Below are 21,350 nucleotides of genomic sequence, written 5' to 3' on the forward strand. Positions count from 1 at the left end.
CCGGAGGGGATAAGCTCATCCCGCTCACGAAAAAGGCCCGCCTTCCGTTGCCGGGAGGCGGGCCGCAGCCGTTCTGGAAGCGCGCGGATGCAGCGGAAGGCGTTGGGGGCCGGATCAGGGATGGGCCCCGCCACCGGTTTCGCCGCCGCCGCCGACAGCGCCTGCGGAGCCGTCTCCGGCGCCGCCGCCGATGACACCGCCGGAAAGGCCGGGAGAAGCGCTGTAGCCGCTGAAGTTGGGCTTGTAGGCCGAGGGAACGCTGGCCGAGGTGCTGAAATCAGCCGGGCTGAAGGTCTGGCGGTCCTGGGCGCTGATGCCGCGCGGCGCGCCCGCGCCCGTGCCCGCGCTCACGTCCACGGCCTGTCCGCGTCCGATTTCCACGGTCTTGCCGAAGGTGTCCGTGAAGGACATGGGCCTGCGGGTGGAGCCGTTGATGTGGGCCACGGTTTCCTGGGATACGCCGGGCCGGGGACCGGGATTCCAGCCGGAGCCGGGCGCGCCCATGGCAGCGTCCAGGCCCGCGCCGTATTCACCGGCGTTGTCCGCGGGAGCGCTCACGCCGCCTTCGGTGCCTCGGATGCCGATGGTGCCCAGGGGGCTGCCGATCTTGAACTTGTCCGGGCTGTGCTTGGTGATCTGTCCCGTGACGAAGCGGCAGGTGCCCGCCACCATGTCGATGTCGAAAATGCGGTTCTCGCTGTCGCCCGGTTCGTAGGCCACGTCGTTGAGGACCATTTCGGTGTGGGCGTCCAGAGCCAGCACGGTTCCGTCCTCGAACATGACCTGGAGGAAGCTTTCGGCCCCGGTGGCCACGGTCTCGCTGCGGAAGAGCTTGTCCCCGGCGGCGAGCATGCGCTTTTGTCCGCCGTCGACGGCAACGGCGGTTCCGCGCAGGGTCTGGACCTCGCCGATGGGGTTTTGGCTCGCAAAAGCGGGAAAGGCAACCATAAGAAGTATCAAGAGGGGGAAAAAGCGATGGAAAAGAAGTTTCATCGGATCGTTCCTCATAAAATAACGGGTGCGAATACGGAAAAAAGCAAAAAAGGGTTATTCTGAACAGCAAGATTTGACTTGGATCATACAGCAGGAGGAACGAAAGAGGCAAGTTGCATCCAACGGAAACGAAAACCAAGGAGAAGCATCCATGTTTTGTTATCAGTGCGAACAAACGGCCAAAGGCAAGGGTTGCGACAAGATGGGCGTCTGCGGCAAGACCCCCGAAGTCGCCGCGCTTCAGGATCTGCTCATCCATGCCATGAAGGGACTTTCCATCGCGGCGGACCTGGCCCGCAAGAACGGCATCGTGGACGACGGCGTGAACCGCTTCAGCGCCGAGGCCGTCTTCTCCACCCTGACCAACGTGAATTTCGACCCGGCCCGCTTCGCTCCCATGATCCGGCGCGCCGTGGTCCTGCGCGACGAGCTCAAGGGCAAGCTCAAGGCCAAGGGCGTGCAGGTGCCCGCTGGCGACGAAATCGACTTCGAGCCCGCCGTGGGCCACGACGCCCTGGTGGCCCAGGGCGAATCCGTGGGCATCGCCGGCGACCCGGAGCCGAACGAGGACATCAAGTCCCTGAAGCAGACCGTGATCTACGGCATCAAGGGCCTCTGCGCCTACGCCGACCATGCCCGCATCCTCGGCCAGTGGGATGACGCAGTCTATGAATACGTGCACCGCGCCCTGGCCGCCACCACCACCCGCGACAAGGATCTCGGATTCTGGGTCGAGATGGCCCTGGAATGCGGCCGGGTCAACGTCCGGGCCATGGAACTGCTCGACGCGGGCAACACCGGCACCTACGGCCACCCCGTGCCCACCCCCGTGCCGCTCGGTCCCAAGGCGGGCAAGGCCATCCTCGTTTCCGGCCATGACCTCAAGGATCTGGCCACGCTGCTGCGCCAGACCGAGGGCAAGGGCATCAACGTCTACACCCACGGCGAGATGCTCCCCTGCCACGGCTACCCGGAGCTGAAGAAGCATTCCCACTTCCACGGCCACTACGGCACGGCCTGGCAGAACCAGCAGAAGGAGTTCGCCCTGTTCCCCGGCGCGATCCTGATGACCACGAACTGCATCCAGAAGCCAGGCGCGTACCAGGACAACATCTTCACCACCGGGCTGGTGGGCTGGCCCGGCGTGGTCCACGTGGGCAACGAGGACTTCACCCCGGTCATCGAGAAGGCTCTGGAAATGGACGGCTTCCCCGCGGACGAGGACAAGGGTTCCGTGCTCGTGGGCTTCGGCCGGAACGCCGTGCTCGGCGTGGCCGACAAGGTCATCGACGCGGTCAAGGCCGGGGCCATCCGCCACTTCTTCCTCGTGGGCGGCTGCGACGGCGCCAAGCCCGGCCGCAACTACTACACCGAGTTCGTGGAAAAGGCCCCCAAGGACACCGTGGTCCTGACCCTGGCCTGCGGCAAGTTCCGCTTCTTCGACAAGCAGCTCGGCGACATCGGCGGCATTCCCCGCCTGCTGGACGTGGGGCAGTGCAACGATGCCTACTCCGCCGTGAAGATCGCCCTGGCCCTGGCCGACGCCTTCGAGTGCGGCGTCAACGACCTGCCGCTCTCCCTGGTGCTCTCCTGGTACGAGCAGAAGGCCGTGGTCATCCTGCTTTCCCTGCTGGCCCTGGGCATCAAGGACATCCGCCTCGGACCGACCCTGCCCGCGTTCCTTTCGCCGAACGTGCTCGGCTACCTCGTGGAAAACTACGACATCAAACCGATTTCCACGCCGGACGAGGATCTCAAGGCCATTCTCGGATAGTTTCCGTCACCTCCATCCGTTACTCTCCATGGAGAAAGGGGAGGGCCGTCGCGGCCCTCCCCTTGTTGTTCGCCCCGGCAAGGGGGGATCAGAGATCCTTGTCCAGGCCGCAGAGCGGATCGTTCGGGTCGCAGGGAGCCTGCTGCGGGACCGTGCAGGTGATGTCGCGGTAGGCCGGGCAGACCGATTCCGTGCCGCCCGCCTTCTTGGTGCGGCAGACCGTCCCTCCGGAAGCGTTCACGGTCCGGCCCTGCCAGTTGGTGATGTTGCCGGAGGGCTGGGGGGCTGCGGAAAGGCCCTGGCTGCGGCAGAACGCCGCCGGAGCCTGCGCGTCCGTGACGGCCAGGGGATCGCCTCCCAGCCGCACGAAGCGGTAGGTGCGCTGCTGTCCGGAACTGCCGTAGGAGGAGTACGACCAGTTGCCGGAAGGGGGGGCGTCCGCTCCGGGAGGGGTCGGTTTCGGCGCCGCGGGGTCGCACTTCGGGTCGCCGGGCTTGCACTCCGGCCGGACCACGCAGGTGATGGACATGTACGTGGCGCAGGTCACGCCGCCCTGGGACTTGCCGTCGCAGACCAGCCTGCCGGAGAGGTCGTAGGTCTTGCCCGCGGTGGACCCGACGTGGGGCATGCGCTGCTTGGTCGCGGGCGCGCCGTCCACCGTGGCGCAGAAGGCCGCCAGGGCCGCGCTTTTGTCTTCCTGGCTGAAGGCCAGCTTGCGCGAGGAGCCGTCCGGCATTCTCAGGCTGATGCCGCTGTACTGCCAGGTGTTTTCCGCGACGCGATCCTTGAGCATGTGCTGGAGCTTGCCGGGCACGGCTTTTTCCTCCTCGCGGGCGGGCAGGCTCACGGTGATGGTGGCCGCCGGGTCGCCGGGCCGGACCATGCGCGGCTTGCTGGAGGCGGAATCATGCGAAGTCGCGGTAACTTCCGCTGTATAATAACCTTCCGTCAAATTATCGAACAGTACGCCGTTTCCTGCTTTTTCCCCAAAGGGCTTGCCGTCCTTCAGGAGCACGACGCGCACGCCGGTCACGGGCTTGCCGTCCGCGCCGCGCGCCTGCACCACCACGGAGCCGCCCACAGGGGCGAGGCGCAATTCCACGGTGCGGACCGGACCGTCCTGCGCGCTCACGTCCAGTTCCAGCCGGACCGAGCCAAGATCGGAGGAAGCCGTGAGCACGTGCTTGCCGGGCTGCACGTCCGCAAAGGTCGCGGACCCGGCAGGCGCGCGCACGCCCTTGCCGTTGTCGAGCGTCAGGGTGGCCCCGGCAACGGGCGAGCCGTCCGGTCCGAGCGCGAGAACCTTCAGGGTCACGCCCGTGCGCAGCTCCAGCCGGACCTTGTGCATGGGCTGGTCCACGGTCACGAGCACTTCCGCGTCCGGCGCGGGCTGGAATCCCGGAGCCTCGGCATGCAGGTAGTGGCCGCCGAGCCCCACGTCCTGGAGGCGCAGGTAGCCGTTGGCGTCGGTCGTGTGCCGGGAGGGACCGTCCACCCCGTCCACCACCACGATCGCGCCGGGCACCACCCGGTCGCTCGCGTCGCGGACCACGGCCAGAATGCCGGTCTTGACCTTGAAGGGCAGCTCCACGCGCAGGGTTTCGTCCGGGCGGGCAGGACGCACCGTAAGCGTTTGCGAGACAGGGGGCAGGCCGCTCGCCCTGCCCGTGAGCGCATACCCGCCCTCGGGCGAGGGGCGCATGTTCTTGAAGACGGCAAGGCCCTGGGCGTCGGTGGGCAGCTCGTGCTCGCCGATGCGGATCGTTGCCCCGACAAGGGGCGCGCCTTCGAGGTCAAGGGCGAGCACCGTGATTTCGGTCCGGTAGGGTTCGAGGAAGAAACGCAGCGTTCCGTCGCTCAGGTCCGGATCATTCAGCGAGCCGGGCGCGTGGGAATCGGCCTGGGCGTCGAGGCCATAGGGGCCCACGGGCGGCACGGCCGCGAAAAGGGCCTGGCCGTCCTGGTCCGTGGTCGCGGTCAGGGGGGAGGCGTTGCCGACGCGCAGGTTCAGCCGGGCGCCGGCCAGGGGCGGCCCGTCCTGGCCGGAGGTCAGCAATACCGCAACGTCGCGGGGCGCGTCCGGTTCGAGCAGCACTTCGTATTCTTCCGGAGGGGCCGAAGCCGTGTCCGGCGTGTCCGCGAAAATGCGGATTTCCGCAGGCTTGAAGCCGGGCGCGCGGGCCTGGACGTCGTGCCCGCCCGGAGACAGGTGCAGGGCGGCCAGGCCGAATCGGTTGGTGGCGCAGGGTTTGCCCCCGTTGGTTTCGCTCCGGCAGAGGGAACCGTCCACGAACAGGGCCGCGCTTTCCAGGGGCACGGGTTCTCCGTCCGGTCCGAGCCCGCGCACCGTGACCAGCCGGACCCGCGCATACGCGCGCAGCCGGGCCGCCTCGGCGGCCAGCGCCTTTCTGGCCACGGCGGCGCGCTCGCGCAGCACCTGCTCCGCCAGTTCGCGCTCGTAGCGCAGCCGGAAGGTGTTGCCGATGTGGTCCACGGCTTCCTCCCGCAGCTTCTCGCCCATGTCCATGACCTTCATGCGTTCGAACAGGGCGCGGATTTCCGTTTCCACGGCCTTTTCGTCCGAGGCCGAGAGCGGTCTGTATCCGGTTGTCTGCGCGTCGGCGCGCTGGTCCATGTCGCGGGAGGTGATGGTGGTCATGATCGAGAGCATCTGCTGCTCGTAGCCCTGCACGAACCCGGTCTTGATCTCGATGCGCTCGCCGATGTCGCGGTTGATCAGGAAGCTGCGGCCGGAATAGTCCGCGCCGGGCTGGGCGTCGATGCGGATGGTCCTGCCCGCTGCCTTGCCTTCGGCGCTGCGCGCGGCCCTGGCCAGGTGTTCCTTGTCGAACTTGAGGCCCTCGTAGAGTCCGGGCTCCACGCCGTGGGCCTTGAGCACCACGTTCAGGGCCACGTCCGCCACCACGGGTTCGGGAATGTGGGTCAGGTTCCAGGCGGCCTCGTGCTCGCGCAGCCCGCTTCCGAGCCGGTGGCTCTTGTAGACGTCGTAGAACTCGTCGGCCAGGCCGGGCAGGAACACGCGGTCGCGGAAGAAGATCAGGGATTCATTGTAGAGCGTGAAGAGGGTGTTCACCGTGGCCAGGGGCATGTAGCCCGCGTCCTCGTATGCCGTGACGAACGCGCCCGCCCCGAAGTCCAGCACGGTCTTCAGGGCCTTGTGGAACCGTTTCGGATCGGCCGGGCCGCTGAGCATGGTGTCCACGAGCACGAGCATGGTCAGGGCGTTTTTGAAGTTCTCCGCGCTCTCCGGCAGGCTCTTGCGGAACGAGGTCCAGAACTTGAGGCTCTGGTCCGCGCCGTCCGTGCCGAGCTGAAGATGCTTGGCCGCGTCCGCAAGGGTCACGTCGCGGGAAAACACGCCGTCGCCGGGACGCAGCACCGTGTCCTGCGCCTGGCAGGGCAGGGCGGCAGGCAGCAGCAACAGAAAAATCAGGCAGGACGTGACGCGGGAAAGAGCCTGTCCGCCGCGCGGCAATCGAAACACGGCTTCTCCTTTCCCCGAAGGGGGGCGGGGAGTTGGCAAAAACGGACGCCTATTGGCAACTGGCGTCGATGGTCTGCTGCGTGTCCTTGGCCACGCGGTCGTACTCGCGGGCCTGGGCGCCGTCCGGGTCCATCTGCGGGCAGCGCCGCATCAGGGCCGCGGATTCGCGCATGACCCGCTGGTATTCCTTCGCGGACATGCAGATTCCCAGGCTATCCGACTGGGACATGAGCCGCTCGATCTCGGCGGTGAGCGCGGCTTCGCCCTGCTCGCAATCCGCGGGAATCGCGGACGGAGGCGCGGGGGCGGCCACGGGCGGCGCGGATGCTGGGGCGGGCGGCGCACCCGGAGCGGGCAGGGCGGAGGCCGGAGGAGCGGGGGCCGGGGCGGGGGGCGGTCCCGGCGGATTGGGGGCGGCTTGGGCCTGGGCGGTGCGGACCGGGGCCTCCTGGATCTTGGCGGCCAGGAGGATGCTAAGCACGCCGTCCTGGGCCAGCCCCTGGTTGCGCTGGAAATCGCGCAGGGCCTGCACGGTCCGCTCGCCCATGATCCCGTCCGCCGGGCCGGGGTCGTAGCCCAGGGAGGCGAGCCCGGCCTGCGCGTCGTGAATCTGCGCGGCGGTCATGCCCGGAGCGTGGCGATCCGACAGTTCGCGCTGCCTGCGTTCCTGGTCGCGGGCCTGAGCCTTGCGCGCTTCGGCCTGCTCCATGCGCGAGAGGATCATGCGCACCTGGGGGGAATCCTCGTAGCGCAGGCTTTGCCGATACAGCTCAGCCGCCTCTCCGGTCCGGCCCTGGGAAGAAAGCGTAAAGGCCTGTCGGCGCAGCTCCCGCGCCGTTTCCAGGTTCGCGTCCCCTGCCGGAGGGGCTTTCGGCGCTGCCATGTTCGGTTCGGCCATGTTCGGGGCGGGCGGGCGAGGGGCGGGCGACTGCTCCGGGGCCGGGGCGGTCTTGGCCTTTTCCAGTTGCGCTTCGAGCTTTCGGACAATGGCGCGCACGGTTTCGTCGTCCTCGTGGCGCAGGCTGTCCCGGTAGGCGTCCAGGGCTTCCTGGGTGCGGTCCGCGCGCATCAGGGAGAAGCCCTTGTTGCGCAGCTCCCTGGCCTGCTCCGCACTTTGGGTGGCGGGGGGAGGCGTCTGGGCCGAAGCGGCAGGGCTATGCAGCATGGCCCGCAGCGGAAGCAGGGCCGCGAGGATCGCCAGGGCGAGAATAAAGGTATGCCGACGCAGCACGACGAACCTCCTTGCTGGGGTCGCAAACTAGGGCAGGGGGCCATTTCTGCATACCCGCGCGAAGCGAAAAAGGTCAATGGTTCAGTCTTGAGGAAGGGGGGGCGGGGGCGTCGCCTTGGTCAGTCCTGGCCTGGTTCCAGCAGGGCCAGGCCGCCTGTCAGGTCCGCGACGGCCCGGCGCAGCCCGGCTTCATGCTCGCGCGGGAGCCGCAGCGCGAAGGCCGCGTCCGCCGCGAATTCCTCGGAAACGACCTCGGCCTCGAAGACGGGCAGCAGGCGGCGGAAACCGTCCACGTGCTCGTAGGCCAGGAGCGCGTCCAGACGGATGCGCTCGACCTTTTCGCGCAGGGGCAGGCTCTCCAGCGCCAGCCGGGCCATGTCGCCGTAGGCCCGCACCAGTCCGCCCGTACCGAGCTTGACCCCGCCGAAGTAGCGGGTGACGACCACGGCGATCTCGCCCACGCCGGAATGGAGCAGGGCGTTGAGCATGGGCCGTCCGGCGGTTCCGTGGGGTTCGCCGTCGTCGCTCTGGCCCATGCGCGCCGTGCTGCCCGGCGGTCCCGCCACAAAGGCCCAGCAATTGTGGGCGGCGTCCGGGAATTCCTCCTTGACCCTCGCCACGAAAGCCCTGGCCGCGTCCGTGTCCGGGGCGTGGCCCGCAGTGGCGATGAAGCGGCTGCGGCGAATGGTCTCCTCGACCCGGCAAATCCGGGCGGGAATGGGGTGGCGCGCGTGCATGTCCGGGGTGTAGCGGGCCTGCGGGGAGGGGTCAATGCTCCCGGAAATATCGCCGACGATGCAAATGATTGAAAGTTATTGCGGATCGGCGCTTTGCTCGCGGAGCATCGCGGGCAGCAGGCCGTGAAACCCGCTGCCGGAACGGGACGTGAAACGCCAGCCGAGGTGCGCGCCGCAACCGGAGCAGTTCACGATCTGCCAGGAGTGGCCCGGAAACCAGCTGAACTCCGCATAGATTCCGCCTTCGGGCGTCAGGCCGGACGCGAAAGCGAAGCAGGCCACCTCGTAGACCACGCCCGTGGGGTTGCAGAAGACGTGCACATGCTTGCCTTCGACCACGGTGCGCGCTTCCGGGCGGGTGATGGGCCGGGCGCAGTCGCGGCAGACCAGGACGCGGCCGGACCGGTCCCCGGTTTCGCTGCCCGGTCTGCTGCCCGGTCTGCCGTCGGGAGCGCTGCCGGGCCGGACCTGGGAACGCGTCTTGTCCGTTCGGGGCTTGAGGTCGAGTCCGGGACTCCCGCAAGGGGGCCAAAGGGGCGTGCTAGGCGGCTGCATGGCTCCTGCATAGCGCAGGCACGCTCCCCTGGAAAGAAGCCGGACGTGATAAACCCGCGACGATCCGTGGCGCGGGCAGGGCCGCCCGGACAAGAACGGCGGCGTACGGGAATTCAGGCCGTCATGTTCGGGAATTTTGCGTTCATTGCCCGGCATTCCGCACCTGTTGCCCGCAGCCGGACAGCGGCGTTGCCGGAATGCCGCCGTGGCCGCATCCAAAGCCGAACAAGGGGCAAGCGTCCGCTCCGGGACGGTCGGCGGGCAAGTGCTCCGGGACGGTCGGCGGGCAGTTGCTCCGGGACGGTCGGCGGGCGTCCGCCCACCGTCCGGAAGCGTCTCGTCAGATCAGCTCGCGCTCGCGCAGGTAGGCGACCACCCGGCAGGACTCCCCTGCGGCCATGGTTCCCCCCAGGCTGACGGCCACTCCGCAGGTTTCCAGTATTTCCGCCGCGCTCACGCCCAGTTCGAGGGCCTGGCGGGTCTGGAAGAGAATGCAGGCCCGGCAGCCCGAAACCAGGGCCGCGCAAAGGGCCATGAGCCGCTTGTCGCGGCCGCGCAATTCTCCGTCCTTGTAGACCTCGGCCGCGAGGTCCGCAGAGCCTTGCGCGACTTCCGGCTGATGCTCCCCAAAGACCACGTAATTCTCATGAATTTCTTTAAACAGCTCCAACTGCGATTCCGGCATGTTCCACTCCGTTGTTTTTATGTGTTTTCCCAAATGTCCCGGCGCGTGGAATCCGCACGGATTCACGCGGGCGCGGCTGCGCGGAAGTACTGTTCTTCCGTGTTCGGCCCTGGACGGGAGAAAGGATGCACCGCTGGAAATAATTAGACAAACGAATTGATTTTATGCGATACATAAGCATGGCTAATGACAAGACCGGGTTGCAACTGCCCCTGGATCACCTGCGCACTTTTGTTGTCGCGGCGGAAACCGGCGGCTTCACGTCCGCGGGACGGATCGTGCACCGGACCCAGGCCGCCGTGAGCATGCAGATCAAGCGGCTGGAGTCGGAACTGGGACAGGAGCTGTTTCACCGGGAAGGACGCGGCGTTCGCCCGACCCAGGCAGGGGAGCTGTTGCTCGGCTACGCCCGCAGGCTGCTCGGCCTGCACGACGAGGCCCTGGCCGCCCTGGTCAAGCCGGATGTGGCCGGAACCGTGCGTCTCGGAGCGCCCGAGGATTTTGCCGGGGCGCCCCTGGCGCAGGCTCTGGCCCGGTTCGCCAGGGCGCATCCGCGCGTGCTCGTGGAGCTGCACTGCGAAGCCACCCCGCGCCTGCTGGAATCGCTGGCCGCCGGGAGGCTGGACCTGACCCTGGCCACGGGCACGGACGGAGCCGCCCGCACGGAATCCGGCGGAAGAGCCATCCATCGCGCTCCCCTGGCCTGGGCCGTGGGACGCGGGTTCGACACGCACCTGACCCGCCCCCTGCCTCTGGCGGTGTTTCATCAGGGCTGCCCGTACCGCCGCGCCGCGGAAAGCGCCCTGGACGCGGCAGGCATTCCCTGGCGGGCCGCATTTTCCACTCCCAGTCTTTCCGGGGCGCTGGCCGCCGTCCGCGCCGGGCTGGGCGTGGCTCCGGTGCCCCGATCCCTCGCGGCCCCGGATTGCCGGCTGTTGAAGGAGGACGAGGAGCTGCCCGCCCTGGTGGATGTCGATGTGACCCTGCACTGCTGCCGGGGCGGAGCAGGCAGCCCGGCCGCGGCGCTGCTCGCGGATTTGCTGGCCGAGGCGTTTGCCGATCTGGGTTGAACCCGTTTTCGCCCAGTGCGCGTTTTTACGGCCGAATACGGCTTCGGGCATTGCCTTGCGGGCCGATGCAGGGCATTATGAAGTTTCCGGCGGGAAGGCCCGTCACGATTCCATGCTCAACCGATCAAGGAGAGTCCATGACAAAGGCCATGAACAGCACTCTTTACAGCGGCGGCGCCCAGGGCGCGGAAGCCGAATTCGGCCGCATGGCCGAAAAATACGGTGTCGAAGAAGTCAACTTCACCTTTGAGGGTCACAAAATCGAGCACACGCGCGGTCTGCGCGTCCTGACCCAGGAAGAGCTCGTCCGCAAGGACGTGAGCCTTTCCTACGTTTCCAAGCTCCTGAACCGCAAGTTCACCAACGCCACGCTGATGCGCAAGGTGCTCCAGACCATCATGTATCAGGTCGAGGCCGGGCACGAGATCTTCGTCATCGGCACGGTGCAGGACGACGGCACGGTCAAGGGCGGCACAGGCTGGGGCGCGGAGTACGCCAAGATCTGCAACAAGCCGCTTTTCGTCTTCAGCCAGGCCAAGAACGCATGGTTCGCCTGGAAGGAGGAGAAATGGGTCGAAGTGGCCGACCCGGTCATTTCCCATGCGCATTTTTCCGGCATGGGCACCCGCTTCCTGGAGGAAAACGGCAAGAAGGCCATCGCGGACCTCTTTGCCCGCTCCTTCAAATAGGCTGACGCCTGGGCCGCGAGCGGCCTGATTACGTCGTATCCAGGCGGCGTCCGGAACCACTCCGGGCGCCGCCTTTTTCGTTCCACCGCGGAGGCGTCCGCAGGGCTTGCCGTTGCGCGCGCCGAAACGGGTCGAATCGAATCGGAATTGGGTTGAGGTGTTTTGATTACGTTATGGTGGACAATAACAAGTCAAATTGGAATCAAATTGTAAACATCTGGAGAGACGGAGCCTTGCGCATATCCTGCGCGGTGGTCTTGGAACGATCCAAAACGTTGCGTGAAGCGGCTCCCGGCAAAGTCGCGGTTGTTGCCAGGTGGTTCATGGGATGCTTGCCGTCCGGAATCGCGCCGCGTCTGGGGCGGCGTTGTCGGCCCGCGTTCCTCCGGCGTGGCTGCGTGCGCAAATCGGATGATGGAGAAATAACCGCACCAGGTTGTATCGACCGGGAATACAGGGTATATGATGGATGCTGCGGTGTACCTCTGGGAAAGCCGGGCGAATCTCGCACCCCTTGTTGCCGGATCGTTGGAGTTTTTCTGTGCCGAACAGCATGAAGAAATTGAATATCCTTCTCCTCCTGCTGACGCTTGTCGCGGCGGGCGTGCTGCTCGTCATCCAGCTGTATTCGCAGGAGGGCTCGGAACTGCCGGAATACTCGCAGGAAGAGGTCGCCTGGCTCAAGGACCATGCCGAAAATATCGAGGTGCTCTTCGGATACCAGGCTCCGCCCAACGCCTTCACGGATGACAAGGGCCGGTACGTGGGGCTGATGGTGGACTATTTCCGTGAAATCGAGCGGAACATGGGCATCAGGATACGGTTCCGCAATTTCAAGACCTGGAGCGAGTTGATCGAGTATTCCAAGACCCACAGCGGATTCATCGTGGTCGGGATCGCCGAGACCGGGGACAGGAAGAGCTATTTGCAGTTCACCCCGCCGTTCGTGAGAATTCCCTACACCATCGTCACCCAGGATTCCTCCGAGGTGCACGGGATTGCGGACCTTGCAGGCAAGAGCGTCTGCACGGTGCGCAATTACGCCGTGAACGATTATCTGCGGGAGAACCATCCTGCCGTCCGCATCCATGAGGTCGACGACAATCTGGAAGGACTGCGGGCCGTCGCCACGGGCAAGAGCGTGGCCATGATCCTGAACCAGGCCTATGCGTCCTACATCATCGAGACGGAAGGGCTGACGGGACTGCGGATCGCGGGCGCGAGCGGCTATATGAACTACCTTTCGGCGGCCTGCTCCCGCAGCGATTCGGTCTTGTTCGGGATTCTGGAAAAGGCCACGGCGAGCATCCCGGAAGCGCGGCACAGGGAACTCTTTCGCAGATGGGTCTACCCGGAGGCCGGGTATGTCCACCTCAGCGAGCGCAGCGTCCGGCTGCTCTGGGCCCTTGCGGTCCTTGTCCTCATGGGAGCGGGCGGGCTCTGGCTGCTGTTGCGGTCCCTGCGGGAAACGGTCCGGCGGCAGACCCTGACCATCCGCGAGGACTATGAACGCCTCAAGCGGGCGGAAACAACCCTGCGCATGAACCAGGAGAAGCTGAGCGCCGCCCTGGAACGCATCACCTTCCACGTGCACAACTCCCCGCTGGCCGTGGTCGAATGGAACCACCGGGGGCGGGTCACGGGCTGGTCCCCCCAGGCCGAGGCCATCTTCGGCTGGCGCCTGGAAGAAGTGCTGGGCCGTTCTCTGGAAGAGTGGAGATTCGTCCACGAGGATGATCTTCCCAGGGTCCGGGCCGAGGCGAGCGACCTGCTTTCGGGGGACAAGACCCAGACCGTCAGCGAAATCCGCAACTACGACAAGAACGGCGAGGTGGTCTATTGTCGCTGGTACAACTCGGTGCTGCGGAATACGGACGGCGAGGTGGTCTCGATTCTCTCCCAGGTGGAGAACGTCACGGAGAGCAAGCTGGCCGAGCAGGATCTGATCCGCGCCAAGGAGGCGGCAGAGGCCGCCAACCAGGCCAAGAGCGAGTTCCTGGCGAACATGAGCCACGAGATCCGCACCCCCCTGAACGGCATCCAGGGCATGCTCCAGATTATGCAGACCACGACGCTGGACAGCGAGCAGCAGTCCTTCGTGGAAAAGGCCATCACGTCCACCCGGCGGCTGACCCGGCTGCTCAGCGACATTCTCGATCTTTCGAGCATCGAGTCCGGGCGGCTGGAATTGGCTTCGGAACCTTTTGATCCCCGGTCCGTCCTGGAATCGGTGCGAGCCTTGTTCGAGCCCTCGGTCGAGGACAAGGGCTTGCGGTTGACCACGGATTGCCACGACAGCGTGCCGCCGAGCCTTCTCGGCGACGCGACGCGGCTTCGCCAGATTTTGCTGAACCTCGTGGGCAACGCCGTGAAATTCACGCATCAGGGCGGCGTCGTGCGTGTCTGGATGCGGGCTGGGACGAACGGCCGGGACGGCGAGGTCGCGCTGTTGGTGCTTGTTGGAGACGACGGGATCGGCATGGAAGAAGAGCAGGTGGGCAACTTGCTCACAACCTTTGTCCCCGGTGAGGTCTCCTATCAGAGAAAGTATGAAGGTGCCGGACTGGGCCTCGCGGTGGTCGTGCGGCTCGTGCGGCTCATGGACGGCAGCCTTTGCATAGCGAGCGAACCGGGCGCGGGTACCGACGTGGGCTGCGTGCTGCGCCTTCGCCGCGCCGCCTGAAAACGGAGATGAATATGGAAATGAAGAAGATGCGGGTACTCTTGGCCGAAGACGACGAAGTGAACAGCATCACGGTCCGAAAGCTGCTGGAGCACAACGGCCATGTGGTGGACGCCGTGCCCGACGGGGCCGAGGCGCTGAAGCGTTTGTTGGAAGAGGAGTACGACGTGGTGCTCATGGACATCCGCATGCCCAGGATGGACGGCATCGAAGCCACGCGCCGCATCCGCTATGACGAGAAGTACGCGGCCCATTCCAAGGTTCCCATCGTGGCGCTGACCGCCCACGCCATGGTCGGCGACAGGGAGAAGTTTCTGGCCGAAGGCATGAGCGGGTATCTTTCCAAGCCCGTGGAATTGGGAGAGCTGCTGGAAGTCATGCGTCGCGTGGTGGCGGCGGCGGACCAGACCGAGGCCTGAGCGCGCTTGCCTCGCGAGGCGGGCGCGCTGGCCGTTCATGTCTGCGCGCCATGCCTGCGCGCCATGTCCGCACGGGAGGTCCAGGCAACCGGATTGCGTGTCCGCTCTGCGCGCGGTCTGCGCGTGCAAGGCGCGCATCCGAAACCAACACGCGGCAGGCGCGGACCCTTGCCGCCTCAGTTCTTGGACGCGGGGCCGGAAGCGTCGCCCGCCGGAGGGAAGACGCGGTTTCTCCCGCTCTGCTTGGCCTGGTAGAGTTCGTTGTCCGCCCGGCGAAGCAGACTGCTGAAGCGCTCGTCTTCTTCCGGAATCATGGTCTGCACTCCGATGCTCACGGTCGCCTGAATCCTGGTCTTGCCGTCCATGAAAGGTTCCGTGCAAACGGCGGAACGAATCCTCTCGGCCACGGTCCGAGCCTGGACCAGCCCGGAATGGGGCAGCAGCGCGGCGAATTCCTCGCCGCCGAGACGGCCGAATACGTCCACTTCGCGAAGATGGTTGCGGCAGCGCGTCGCCAGTTCCCGCAGGACCGCGTCCCCGGCGGCGTGGCCGTAGCGGTCGTTGATCTGCTTGAACCTGTCCACGTCGAGCATCAGAACGGAGAAGGGGGTTTCGTAGCGCCGCGCGCTCACGAAGAGGGCTTCCCCTGCTTCCAGCGTGCGTCTGCGGTTGCAGACGCCGGTGAGGTCGTCGAAGTCGGCCTGCTCCCGGAGCTGGCGCATGGACTGGAATTCGCGCCGCCGGGAGCGTCCGAAATTGACCATGTAGTAGATGCCGAAAAGATTGGCGAGGGCAAAAAACAAGGCCGTGGAGAGCGCGCTGGAAGCCGGGGCGGGGGTGGCCAGGAAAAGCGTGGTCAGATAGGCGACGGTCCCCCCGACGCCCGCCACAAGGGGAACGAAGAGCCGGGGAGGGATGAAGAGATAGTAGGCCAGGACGATGAAGACCGTGCCGGGGATGCTCATGGGGCCGGCGTAGGAGGCCTTGAGGCCCAGTTCCAGGCATTCGCAGGCCATGATCGCGGACATGTAGCCGCAGAGCAGGACGTTCTGGTAATGGTTCGGCTTCTCGCGCCGGCACAAAAAACCGTAGCAGACAAGCCCGAAGAGGAAGACGCCGCTGCGGGCGCAAAGGAGCAGGCGGAACGCCGGACCCGGGCCGAGTTCGCCGTAGTCCGCGAGGGCCGCGAACAAATAGAGAACGCTGGTCACGAGGCAGATGAAGCGCATTCTCTTTCTGGCCGGAACCCAGTCCTCGGCGAGGAAGTCCCGTTCCAGCGCGGCGTCGGTGAATTCGCCCAGGTGGTTGAATCCGCTCATGAGACGTGATTACCTCTCTTCGAGAGGCGCTTATCAGTTATCCCACGAGAGAACAATGCAAGAGAATCCGCCTTCGTGCCGGGGGGCGGCGATCAGCTGCGCTCCACGCGGTTGCGCCCGTTCTCCTTGGCCTTGTAGAGCGCCTTGTCCGCGGCCTGGAGCAGGTTGTCGAGGGGGAGGTTCTCCGGGCTGTGGGCGGCGACGCCCAGGCTCACGGTGAAGCGTACCCGGCCTCCCTGCTCCAGGGCGACGGAATCGGCCTCGATGGCCGCGCGGATGCGCTCGGCCACGAGCAGCGCCCCCTCCAGGTCGGTCTCCGGAAGCAGCACGGCGAATTCCTCGCCGCCGAGCCTGCCGAGGATGTCCACGTCGCGCAGGATTGCGCTGGTGGTGGCAGCGATGCGCTTCAGGACCAAGTCGCCCACGCCGTGGCCGTGGGTGTCGTTCACGACCTTGAAGCGGTCCGCATCGAACATGATCAGGGATACGCGATGCGGGTAGCGGCGCACCCGTTCCAACTCCAGCGCCGCCAATTCCATGAACCGTCCCCGGTTGAGCAGTCCGGTGAGGCTGTCGTGGTGGGCCAGCTTTTCCAGTTGGACTCGCGCGAGGACGCTCTCCGTAATGTCCAGATTGATGCCGTACACGCGGTCGAGGCGGCCGTGCGCGTCGCGGACGGCCCTTGCCGCCGCCTGGATGTGCCGAACGTCGCCTTCCGGAAGGCGGATGCGGAAGCGGCAGTGCCATTCCTGGTCGGCGTTCATGGCCTTTCTGAGGCTGTCTTCCGCCATGGCGCGATCGTCGGGGTGCAATCTGGCTGTCCAGGCTTCGTAGAGCCCGCTGAATTCGTCGGCCTTGACCGCATACAGCCCGTACATGCGTTGATCCCAGGTCAGTTCGTCCGTGACCAGGTTCCATTCCCAGATGCCCACGCCGCCCGCGTCCGAGGCCAGGGCGATGCGCTCGGCAAAGGATTGCAGTTCGCGCTCGGCGTTCTTGCGTTCCGTGATGTCCTGCACAGTGCCGAAAAGCCCTGCCGGCCGGCCCTTGGGGTCGTAATCGACCCGTCCGGCTCCGTGAACGTACTTGATCCGGCCCGACGGCAGCATGATGCGATGTTCGAGGTCGTATTCGCCTTCGGTTTCCAGGGAGCGGGCGATGGTCTTGTCGATGTCCGCCTTGTCGTCCGGATGCTGGTACGACATGTATTCGTCGTAATCGGGCGGCCCCTGGGCCGGGTCGCGCTCGAAAATGCGGAAGACTTCCTCGGACCAGTAGATTTCTCCGCTGTCCTTGTTCCAGGCCCAGCTTCCGAGCTTGGCCAGTTGCTGGGCCATGGCCAGCCGGGCCTGGGAACGCTTGAGATCCTCTTCGGCGCGCTTCTCCTGGGTGATGTCCGTGTGCGTGCCGATGATGCGCAGCGGCCTGCCTTCCGCGCTCCGTTCCATGGTCTTGGCCCTGGCCTGGATCCAGACCCAGCGCCCGTTTTTGGCCCGCAGCCGGAACGCTGTCTCGTAGTAGGGCGTCTCGCCCCGCATGTGCGCGTCGAGATCCGCGTAGACGCGATCCCTGTCGTCCGGGTGCAGCCGATTGTCCCATTCCTCAAAGGCGCTCGCAAGCTCATGGTCCTCGTAGCCGAGCATTTCCTTCCAGCGGCGGGAGAAGAAGACCTCGTTCGTGCCCACGTTCCAGTCCCAGACGCCGTCCCGGTTTCCTTCCAGGGCGAACTGCCAGCGCTCCTCGCTGCGGCGCAGGCTCTCTTCCATGCGGACCCGGTCCGTGATGTCCAGGATGTAGCCCACGAACCAGACCGGGGAGCCTTCCCCATCCGGCACGATCACGGTGTGGTCCAGCAGCCAGCGCACTCTGCCGTCGCTGCGCCGGATTCGATAGGGGGCGTGGGTGAAGCTCGCGGCTGCGGAGGCGATGTTGGCCTTCGCTTCGGCAACCACGCGGTCGAGATCGTCCGGGTGAACCAGGCTGGAGTAGTCCAGGCCCTCCAGAAGAAACTGGTCCTGGGTGTAGCCCAGCAGTTCGTGGACGTTGGGGCTGACGTAGTTGACGGGCCAGCCCGGTCCGGTGCTCCATTTGAAAAGCACCATGGGGCCGGAAAGAAACAAGGCGCTGTCCGAGCCGTACTCCGTGCAGACGTTCTGGAATTCCAGAATCTGGCGGCGAAGCAGGCGGTTTTCCGCCCGGAGCGATTGCAGCTCTTCGTCCCTGTTCTCTTCGCTCATGAAATGCCTGTCCCGAAGTCGCAGATGGTTTCCGAAATCGCTCCACGCCATTGTCGATGCCGATGAACGGCGAAACACAAGATGAACCTACAGCAACAAATGAATGTACGTCAAAGAATTCGTTGCTGCACGATGCACGTTTGCCGGCAAGGAAATATATGAGTCGATGCGGATTGCAAAACGCCGTTGAATTGCTGTCGGGGAACGTGAAAATCTTTTGACGGCGCTTCGTGCGCAAGACCGGCGCGAGGGAAAAAAACGGGACGGCGATCCCCGGACGGGTCGCCGTCCCGCACAAGGGACGAAGGTTGCTCCGAAGCGGTCAGGATTTGGGCCAGCTGGCCTCGTCCAGCAGGAACATGAGGTTCTTGTAGGGCACGCCGCCGTGCAGGGAGAGTCCGATCTCGCAGGTGCGCGAGGTGGAGTAGCCCACGGTGCAGCCCTCGATCTGGCTGCGCAGCCCCTTGAGGGCCGCCTCGTTGAGTTCGGGGTAGTTGAAGCCCCGGTCCCCGGCGAAGCCGCAGCAGAAGACCTCCTCCGGAACCACGACCTCGCGGGCGCAGCGCCGGGCCAGCTCCTCGGCGGCCGGAGCCAGGCCGAGCTTGCGCGCGCTGCATGTGACGTGCAGGGCCACCCGCTTGTTCACCGGGGTGTATTCGAGCTTGTCCGCCAGGAGGGTGACCGCGAACTCGATGGGATCGTAGAGCTTGAGCCCCTTGATGTGCTCCTTCATGCGGTAGAGGCAGGGGCTGGTTTCGCAGAGGATGGGGAATTCGCCGTTGTTGCTGGCGGAGCGCAGCGCGCATTCCAACTCGGCGAGCTTGGCGTCGGCCTGTTCGAGGAATCCCTTGGATTCCCAGGGCTGGCCGCAGCAGAGCTTCTTCAGCCCCTGCGGGAGCACGATTTCGTATCCGGCCTTGGCCAGGACGCTGCGGGTGTGTTCGCAGATGGTGCTCTTGTCCGTGTCGCGCTTTTCCGGGCCCATGTGCCGGGCGATGCAGCTGGGGAAGTAGACCACGCGCAGCCCGCCGCCGGGCCGGGAAGGTTCGCAGGCGCTGTTGCCCGCGCGCGGCATGGAGGTGTTCCAGCGCGGCATCCGCTTGCCGGAATACTTGTGCAGGCCGTTGCAGAGCCCGTCCATGATCCGGTCGCCGAGCAGGTCGTGCGCGGCTCCGGCGGACTTCAGGGCCGCGCGCACCGCTGTCGCGCTCAGGGCGAACTGTCCGGCCGCGGCCGAGGCCAGCCGGTTGCCGAACCCGCCGTGCTGCCAGGAGCGGTAGAGCTTGATGAACTTGCCCGTGTCGATGGTCACGGGACAGCGCAGGGCGCAGAGTCCGTCCGCGGCGCAGGTGGCGTCGCCGTCGTAGTCGTAGCGTTCCTTGAAGGCCTTGACGGCTTCCTCGGACGCGCCGCCCTGGCGCTGGCGGGAGATTTCGCGGAAGGCCACGATGCGCTGCCTGGGGGTCAGGGTCAGGGACTTGGACGGGCAGATGGGCTCGCAGAAGCCGCACTCGATGCAGCGGTCGATGAGGTCGTCGGCCTTGGGCAGCGGCTTGAGATCCTTGAGATGCGCCTGGGGGTCGTCGTTGAGGATCACGCCGGGATTGAGCAGCCCCTTGGGGTCGAACAGGTTCTTGACCTCCCGCATCAGCTCGAAGGCGGCGCGGCCCCATTCCAGCTCCACGAAGTGGGCCATGTTCCGGCCCGTGCCGTGCTCGGCCTTGAGCGAACCCTTGTACTTGTCCGCGACCATGTGGGTCACGTCCTCCATGAACGCCGCGTAGCGGTCGATCTCGGACTGGACGTTGAAATCCTGCGTGAAGACGAAATGCAGGTTTCCTTCCAGGGCGTGGCCGAAGATGATGGCCTTGTCGTAGCCGTGCTTGCGGAAGAGTTCCTGAAGTTCCAGGGTGGCGTCCGCCAGGTCCGCGATGGGGAAGGCCACGTCCTCGATGATGACCGTGGTTCCCGCGTCGCGCACGGCGCCCACGGCCGGGAAGAGTCCCTTGCGCACGTTCCAGAGCACGTTGTACTCGGCGGGCACGGGCGTGAAGCGGTGCGGCTCCAGCGGGGGGATGTCCTTGACCAGGTCCAGGGCGGCCTCGATCTTGGTTTGCAGCTCCGCGGCGGTTTCGGCGCGCACTTCCACGAGCAGGGCCGCGGCGTCCGGACCGAGCCCGGCCAGGCCTTCGGGCATGCCCGGCTTGGCCTCCACCGAGGCGATGGCCGCGCGGTCCATGATCTCGGCGGCGGCCACGGGCAGCCCGCGCAGGATGGTGGCGGCCCGGCAGGCGCTGCGGATGTCGGGAAAACGCATCAGGGCCGAGGCCTTGTGCGCGTGCTCCACCACGGTGCGGTAGACTACGCGGGAAATGAAGGCCAACGTGCCCTCGGAACCCACGAGCAGGTGCTGGAGGATTTCGAAGGGGTCTTCGAAATCCACGATGGCGTTGAGGCTGTAGCCCGTGGTGTTCTTGATCTTGAATTTGTGGCGGATGAGCCCGGCCAGTTCCTCGTCGGCCAGCACGCGCGCCCGCAGGTCCGCGAGCCCGTCGAGGATCTTTCCGTGGGATTTGGCGAAAGCCTCGCGGCTGGCCGCGTCCCCGGTGTCCAGGGGCGTGCCGTCGGCCAGCACGATGCGCAGCGAGTCGAGGGTCTTGTAGGAGTTTTCCGCCACGCCGCAGCACATGCCGGAGGCGTTGTTGGCCACGATGCCGCCGATCTTGCAGGTGTCGATGCTCGCGGGGTCCGGGCCGATCTTCTTGCCGTGCGGCGCGAGAATCCGGTTGGCGTGGCTGCCGATGATGCCCGGTTCCAGGGCGATCCTGGCCGCGTTGTCCAGGATTTCATATCGGTTCCAGCCGTCGCCCAGGCGCACGAGGATGGAATCGCTGATGGCCTGGCCGGAGAGGCTGGTTCCCGCGGCGCGGAAAGTCACGGGAACCTGGTGCCGGTTCACGATGCGCAGGATCTCCACCACTTCGGATTCGCGGTCCGTGTCCGCCACGATCTTCGGGATCAGGCGGTAGAAGCTCGCGTCCGTGCCGTAGGCGAGCGTGCGGAGCGGGTCCGTGTAGAGTCTGTCTTCAGGGATGACCCTGACCAATTCCTTGTAGATTTCATCATACGGCGCGGGCAGCATGAATTGCTCCTTGGTTATGGGAAACGGCGCACAGGCCGGAGAAGGACCAAACCTAGCACGGCGCGCGGTACGAGTACACCCGGCGGCCCGGAAAACAGGTTAAAATGTAACGCGCGCGGCGCAATGGTCCGTGCGCGATGGTTCGTGCGGATGTTCTCGGCGCAATGGTCTTGGCGCAATGGTCCAGGCGCGCGCAGCCCGGATGCGCAGCCCGTCCGGGACAGAACCCCGTCCGCGTGATATGGTCGCGCCAGAGCGCGGACGGTCCGGACAACAAAGGGCCGGGCGCGTTTTTTCGCAACACGTGAGCA

At 65.9% G+C, this 21,350-nt stretch carries 14 protein-coding genes; 5 read left to right on the plus strand and 9 right to left on the minus strand.

The features are described 5' to 3' along the window. Positions 1-114: 114 nt before the first annotated feature. On the minus strand, positions 115-993 hold the full coding sequence (locus tag G452_RS0109670; RefSeq protein WP_022662060.1) for a FecR family protein: 879 nt from the start codon (positions 991-993) through the stop codon (positions 115-117). Between the two features lie 151 nt (positions 994-1,144). On the opposite strand from G452_RS0109670, the gene hcp reads away from it, so the two are divergent. Further along, entirely contained in the window at positions 1,145-2,767 is a 1,623-nt protein-coding gene (gene hcp, locus G452_RS0109675; RefSeq protein WP_022662061.1) for a hydroxylamine reductase, read from the plus strand. A gap of 88 nt (positions 2,768-2,855) precedes the next feature. On the opposite strand, the gene G452_RS0109680 is transcribed toward hcp, so the two are convergent. The 5 genes from G452_RS0109680 to G452_RS0109700 form a co-directional block, all read right to left on the minus strand. Continuing rightward, positions 2,856-6,272 carry a carboxypeptidase-like regulatory domain-containing protein gene (locus G452_RS0109680; RefSeq protein ID WP_155887644.1) on the minus strand — a complete coding sequence of 1,139 codons (3,417 nt, stop codon included), beginning with the start codon at positions 6,270-6,272 and terminating at the stop codon, positions 2,856-2,858. 49 nt (positions 6,273-6,321) lie between these two features. After that, positions 6,322-7,503: a peptidoglycan-binding domain-containing protein gene (locus tag G452_RS0109685; protein ID WP_022662063.1), complete on the minus strand. Its 1,182-nt coding sequence runs from the start codon at positions 7,501-7,503 to the stop codon at positions 6,322-6,324. A gap of 119 nt (positions 7,504-7,622) precedes the next feature. Further along, positions 7,623-8,240, minus strand: a complete 618-nt coding sequence (locus G452_RS0109690) for a YigZ family protein (protein ID WP_022662064.1) — start codon at positions 8,238-8,240, stop codon at positions 7,623-7,625. A 75-nt stretch (positions 8,241-8,315) separates the two neighbouring features. Then, positions 8,316-8,795 carry a cereblon family protein gene (locus G452_RS18855; RefSeq protein ID WP_022662065.1) on the minus strand — a complete coding sequence of 160 codons (480 nt, stop codon included), beginning with the start codon at positions 8,793-8,795 and terminating at the stop codon, positions 8,316-8,318. A 340-nt stretch (positions 8,796-9,135) separates the two neighbouring features. Then, a complete protein-coding gene (locus tag G452_RS0109700; RefSeq protein WP_022662066.1) occupies positions 9,136-9,480 on the minus strand; it encodes a carboxymuconolactone decarboxylase family protein in 345 nt (114 codons plus the stop codon). Between the two features lie 179 nt (positions 9,481-9,659). On the opposite strand from G452_RS0109700, the gene G452_RS0109705 reads away from it, so the two are divergent. From G452_RS0109705 to G452_RS20595, 4 genes are all read left to right on the plus strand, one after another. Then, complete coding sequence (locus G452_RS0109705) at positions 9,660-10,550, plus strand: LysR substrate-binding domain-containing protein (RefSeq protein ID WP_027189153.1); 891 nt, start codon at positions 9,660-9,662, stop codon at positions 10,548-10,550. Between the two features lie 137 nt (positions 10,551-10,687). Beyond that, positions 10,688-11,239: a hypothetical protein gene (locus G452_RS0109710; RefSeq protein ID WP_022662068.1), complete on the plus strand. Its 552-nt coding sequence runs from the start codon at positions 10,688-10,690 to the stop codon at positions 11,237-11,239. 553 nt (positions 11,240-11,792) lie between these two features. After that, positions 11,793-13,922, plus strand: a complete 2,130-nt coding sequence (locus G452_RS20590; RefSeq protein ID WP_027189154.1) for a histidine kinase dimerization/phospho-acceptor domain-containing protein — start codon at positions 11,793-11,795, stop codon at positions 13,920-13,922. 14 nt (positions 13,923-13,936) lie between these two features. After that, positions 13,937-14,341 (plus strand): response regulator, encoded by a 405-nt coding sequence (locus G452_RS20595; RefSeq protein ID WP_027189155.1) that lies wholly within the window; start codon positions 13,937-13,939, stop codon positions 14,339-14,341. Positions 14,342-14,517: 176 nt separating this feature from the next. On the opposite strand, the gene G452_RS18865 is transcribed toward G452_RS20595, so the two are convergent. The 3 genes from G452_RS18865 to G452_RS0109735 form a co-directional block, all read right to left on the minus strand. Then, positions 14,518-15,660: a GGDEF domain-containing protein gene (locus G452_RS18865; RefSeq protein WP_022662069.1), complete on the minus strand. Its 1,143-nt coding sequence runs from the start codon at positions 15,658-15,660 to the stop codon at positions 14,518-14,520. Positions 15,661-15,752: 92 nt separating this feature from the next. Then, complete coding sequence (locus G452_RS20600; RefSeq protein ID WP_051142032.1) at positions 15,753-17,897, minus strand: bifunctional diguanylate cyclase/phosphodiesterase; 2,145 nt, start codon at positions 17,895-17,897, stop codon at positions 15,753-15,755. Positions 17,898-18,219: 322 nt separating this feature from the next. Continuing rightward, complete coding sequence (locus tag G452_RS0109735) at positions 18,220-21,039, minus strand: FAD-binding and (Fe-S)-binding domain-containing protein (RefSeq protein WP_022662071.1); 2,820 nt, start codon at positions 21,037-21,039, stop codon at positions 18,220-18,222. Positions 21,040-21,350 lie beyond the last annotated feature (311 nt).

The sequence above is a fragment of the Paucidesulfovibrio longus DSM 6739 genome, assembly GCF_000420485.1.
GTDB classification, from domain to species: Bacteria; Desulfobacterota; Desulfovibrionia; order Desulfovibrionales; family Desulfovibrionaceae; genus Paucidesulfovibrio; species Paucidesulfovibrio longus.